The organism is Nitratidesulfovibrio liaohensis (assembly GCF_011682075.1).
GTDB classification, from domain to species: Bacteria; Desulfobacterota; Desulfovibrionia; order Desulfovibrionales; family Desulfovibrionaceae; genus Cupidesulfovibrio; species Cupidesulfovibrio liaohensis.
In genome coordinates, this window is the sequence record NZ_VSMK01000214.1 from 1 (window position 1) to 4,496 (window position 4,496).

At 67.6% G+C, this 4,496-nt stretch carries 4 protein-coding genes; 2 read left to right on the forward strand and 2 right to left on the reverse strand.

Translation table 11 applies throughout. The features are described 5' to 3' along the window. Positions 1 to 100: 100 nt before the first annotated feature. Together mazG and FVW27_RS08315 are read right to left on the reverse strand one after the other, a co-directional pair. A complete protein-coding gene (gene mazG, locus FVW27_RS08310) occupies positions 101 to 976 on the reverse strand; it encodes a nucleoside triphosphate pyrophosphohydrolase (RefSeq protein ID WP_167124260.1) in 876 nt (291 codons plus the stop codon). Between the two features lie 137 nt (positions 977 to 1,113). Continuing rightward, positions 1,114 to 1,590 carry a CvpA family protein gene (locus FVW27_RS08315; RefSeq protein ID WP_167124262.1) on the reverse strand — a complete coding sequence of 159 codons (477 nt, stop codon included), beginning with the start codon at positions 1,588 to 1,590 and terminating at the stop codon, positions 1,114 to 1,116. Positions 1,591 to 2,317: 727 nt separating this feature from the next. On the opposite strand from FVW27_RS08315, the gene FVW27_RS08320 reads away from it, so the two are divergent. Further along, positions 2,318 to 3,544, forward strand: coding sequence for an HDOD domain-containing protein (locus FVW27_RS08320; RefSeq protein ID WP_167124264.1), 1,227 nt, complete (start codon positions 2,318 to 2,320; stop codon positions 3,542 to 3,544). Then, a complete protein-coding gene (locus FVW27_RS08325; RefSeq protein WP_167124266.1) occupies positions 3,537 to 4,448 on the forward strand; it encodes a PAS domain-containing protein in 912 nt (303 codons plus the stop codon). Before FVW27_RS08320 ends, FVW27_RS08325 begins: the two co-directional genes overlap by 8 nt. Positions 4,449 to 4,496 lie beyond the last annotated feature (48 nt).

The window sequence follows — 4,496 nt, forward strand, 5'->3', positions numbered from 1 at the left end:
GCGGCCAGACGCGCCCCCCGCTCCCCGCCACGCGGGGCCGTGACACCGGCGTGGCGGTCAGGCCGATCAGGCCGGTCAGGCCGATCGGGCCGGGCGGGCATCAGGCCTTTTCGGCGGCCTTCACCTCGTTCCACAGCGCATCCTTTTCTTCAAAGGGAAGGTTGGGGAAGTCCAGTCCGCGTTCGCGCGCCAGCGCCTCCATGCCCTCGAAGCGGCGCAGGAACTTCAGCGTGGCGTAGTCCAGCGCGGCGTTGGCCTTGATGCCCTTGCGTCGGCCAAGCTCCACGATGGTGAACAGGAAGTCGCCCAGTTCCTGTTCCTGACGTTCCTTGTCGCCGCTGGCAGAGGCATCCAGCCATTCCAGCCATTCGGCCTCCACCTGCTGTTCCACGTCCTCGTCGCTTTCCCAGGTGAAGTCCACCCGGGCGGCCTTGGAGTGCAGGCGGTACGCCTTGACCAGCGGGGGCAGCCCCTTGGGCAGGCTGGCGAACACGCCTCCCGGAGCATCGCCGGACGCGCCTTCGGCGGGAGCGGGCTGTGCGTCGCCCTCGGCGTCGGCATCCTCGGCCATGGCCGCCGCCTTTTCCTCGCGCTTGATGCGCTCCCAGTTGCGCAGCAGTTCCTCTCGGCTGGCGCATTCGCCCTCGGCGAACACGTGCGGATGGCGGCGGATCATCTTGGCGGCGTTGCCTTCCACGGCATCGGCCAGGGTGAACGCCCCCTTGTCGGAATACAGGCGCCCGATGAACGCCAGCAGAAACATCACGTCGCCCAGTTCCTCGCGCACGTCGTGCACCTTGCCCGAGCGGATGGCCTCCACCAGTTCGAAGCATTCCTCGATGACGTAATCGGCCAGCGATTCGGGGGTCTGCTCACGATCCCACGGGCAGCCTTCGGGAGCCAGCAGGCGGTCGATGACGTCGGTGATGGCCTGAAGGCTGTGGGGAGAATTCGGGGACGTGGGTTCGTTGCTCATGGTCTGCGATCCGTCGGATGCCCGGCGCGCCGGGCGCTGGAGGTGGGGTTGGGAAGTCGAACCGGCGTGCGCCGTTCGCCAGTTCTTCTGGTTGGCGTTCGCCGTCCGTTGGCATTTTGGCCAGCGTTCGCCGCCTGTCAGAACAACTGCTGCGGCAAAAACGTCTTGACGTAGCCGGTAATCATCGAAAGGTACGGAATCACGCGAGAATCGCGCACAAACGCGGCGTCGGGCAAAAAGTGCAGCAGCACGGCCAGCAGGATGGAGCAGATCAGCAGCCCCTTGGCCGCGCCCATCACCCCGCCCGCCATGTGGTCGAGCCAGCCCGCAAAGGTGATGACCAGCAGCTTGCGGATGATGCGCGCCACGATGGCCACCACCAGCAGCACGCCCAGGAACACGCCCACATAGGCGATGACGTTGACCCAGCCGGGATCGCTCACCACCTTGGCCACATGGGGGGCGGCATCACCGTGGTGACGGTTGGCCAGGATGAACCCGCCGATGACGCCCACCAGTCCCGCCACCTCTTCCACGAAGCCGCGAAACAGCCCGCGCAGCACGAACAACCCGACAATGATCAGGAACGCTGCGTCCAGCATGTTGAAATTCATTCGCTTTCCTTGGGACGAAGAGAGAATGGAGTCCGCACCCGACAACGAATCGGAGAGCCGGGGGGCCGGGGAACTTCGGATGCGGTCCGCCACGGGCCGGAATGCACCGAAGAGGATTGCCGGGGCACTGCCCGAACAGGTCCGAACTGGCCGGGACCGGCCCGAATTGGCCCGAATTGGCCCGAATTGGCCGGGACCGACCGCCGACGCCTCCGTGACAGCACACAGGGGCGCGTACACGGAATGGGCATGGAATACTCAGGGGACACGCATGCGGCGCGGGTCCGCAGCCTCCCGGTCCGGGCACGTACCTACCAGAACTCGCCCCGAAGGGGAAGCAACGCGCGCGCAGCCCGGGTACGGAGGCTGCCGCAGCGGCAGTGCCGGGACGGCATGGAGGGGGCTGCACGGCAACCCTGTTGCATGCGCCCGGTCATTTCCTGTACTATGCTTTGGGTCCGTGTTGCCATCACGCACCTGACACGCTAGGCGCCCCTTGCCGGACCGGGCACCCATCCGGTCTCCCGGCCATACCGGGCACCCCCGACTGCACAGGACAACGCCGGACTGTACCGGAACGGACCGCACCGAATAACCGCATCGGACGGGACCGGACCACACCGGATGACCGGATCGGACGGGGAGCCGCCACACGGACGGCACACCGGAACGCCAACAGGCCGCGAGCCGCTTCGGGCGCCAGCCCGCAGCCCCCGCACGGAGCCTCATGACACGCATCAGCATCACAGACCTGAAGCCAGGCATGCGCGTGGCCGACGACATCCGCGACGGCAACGGACGCCTGCTGTTCAAATGCGGCGACGTGCTCTCGCCCGCAGGCCTGCGCATCCTCAAGATCTGGGGCGTCACCGAGGCGGCCGTCATCGGCGAAGAGGACAGCGAAGGCGACATGCCGCCGACGGTGGCCGCCCGTTTCGATGAAGCCATGGAGCGCACCCGCGCCCACTTCGCCCTGCACGACCCGGCAAACCAGCACGTGGCCGCGCTGATGCGCCACTGCGCCATGCGCCTTGCCGCCTCACCCCCGCCATGGCCCGTCCCCCCCGGCGAGGCCCCAAGCCCGGTGCGGCCAGACCCGGCCCCGAAGCCGGTGACGCTGGAATCGGTACTGCGCGAGGACATGCGCTTCGGCACCCTGCCCAGCGTGTTTCACCGCCTGGTGGAGGTGGTCAACGACCCGCGCAGCTCTGCCGCCGACGCGGCCGAAATCATTTCCAAGGACACCGACCTTTCCGCGCGGCTGCTGCGCATCGCCAACAGCGCCTATTACGGGCTGAGGGCACGCATAGAAACCATCACCCGCGCCGTGTCCATCATCGGCACCAACCAGTTGGTCTCGCTGGCCATGGGCGTCAGCGTGGTGACGGCCTTCCGGGGAGTGCCGCAGGATCTCGTGGACATGCGCGCCTTCTGGACGCACTCCATCGCCTGCGGCGTGGCCGCGCGCATCCTGGCGGGGCTGCACCGCATGGGCAACAGCGAACGGTTCTTCGTGGCCGGGCTGCTGCACGACCTGGGGCGGCTGGCCATCTACGGACAACTGCCCGACCACGGGCGGCTGCTGCTGGCAGAGGCCCGGGCGCGCGGCACCACGGTGCGCTCGCTGGAACGCGACATCGTCGGCTTCACCCATGACGAAATGGGGGGGGCCATCCTGCGGCAATGGAAATGCCCGGTCTCGCTGGAACGCAACGTCCAGCGGCACCACACGCCCGAAAGCTCCAGCGGCAGTTGCGAACCGGCCATCATGGCCGTGTCCGACCTTCTGGCCAACGCCCTGAGCTACGGCACCAGCGGCGAGGTGCTGGTACCGCCCCTGACCGACGAGGGCTGGGCCGCCCTGGCCCTGCCCCCCGGCGCGGTGGTTCAGACTGCCAACCAGATGGAATATCAAGTGCTGGAAATCATCAGGTTCCTGGAAACACATGACTAGCAACGACCCCACCTTCGGCAGCGCGGGCCTGCACGCCCGGCTGCGTCACCTGGAAGACCAGGCCCGGTTCACGCTCGACGTGCTGGACATGGCCTTCAACCTCGGCGACTTCCAGACCTGCATCAACCGGCTGGAAGAACCCTCCGCCCTGCTGGACGAGGCCGTGGCGCGCATCGGCGAACTGGTGCAGTTCTCGGTGACGGCGTTCTATCTGGTGGACGAGCACACCTCTGACTTCGTGCTGGGCCTGTGCCGCCCAAGCGAGGAAGGACCGGCCATCGAACGCGAAGTGGAACGGCTCATCGAAACCGGGGTGTTCGCCCTGGCCGTGCGCGAAAACCGACCCATCACCGTGTATTCCTCGGACAACAGCCACCGCCTGGTGCTCAGCGTGCTGGCCACCACCTCGCGCGTGCGGGGGATGTTCATCGGGGCCATGCCGCGCACCGAAAAGAATCTTTCCGGCATCCTGCTTTCGCTGCTCTCGCTCATCCTCAAGCACTGCGCCAACGCCATCGAAAGCTTCGAGCTGTACCGCCTGCTGCGCGAACACGAGCGCCGCCAGCGCGAATTCATCGACACCCTGTCGGTCACGGTATTCGAAACCGACCCGGCGGGGGTGCTGCGCTCGCTGAACCGCGCCGCCGCGGCCCAGTTCGGCATGGACCCGGCGGCCCTGCCCCCGGCTGCGGGCCTGCTGGATATGCTGGCCCCGGACGAACGCCCCCGCATGGCCGCCGCCATTGCCGAGGCGCTACGCAACGGCCAGCCAACCTCATTGGCCTGCACGGCCATGCACACCTCTGGCGCTACCTTTCCCGCCGTGCTGCACCTTGCACCCTGCATGCACGAAGGACTGTGCACGGGCCTGCGCGGCGTGGTGGGCCGCCACCCGACGGAATAGCATGCCGCGCCGGGGCGGGCAGCCCGCCCCGGCCATCGGGCGTCGTGC

Bases quoted from the DNA above. Each gene is read 5' to 3' on its own strand.
- mazG (WP_167124260.1), bottom strand. From the start codon at position 976: ATGAGCAACGAACCCACGTCCCCGAATTCTCCCCACAGCCTTCAGGCC.
- FVW27_RS08315 (WP_167124262.1), bottom strand. From the start codon at position 1,590: ATGAATTTCAACATGCTGGACGCAGCGTTCCTGATCATTGTCGGGTTG.
- FVW27_RS08320 (WP_167124264.1), top strand. From the start codon at position 2,318: ATGACACGCATCAGCATCACAGACCTGAAGCCAGGCATGCGCGTGGCC.
- FVW27_RS08325 (WP_167124266.1), top strand. From the start codon at position 3,537: ATGACTAGCAACGACCCCACCTTCGGCAGCGCGGGCCTGCACGCCCGG.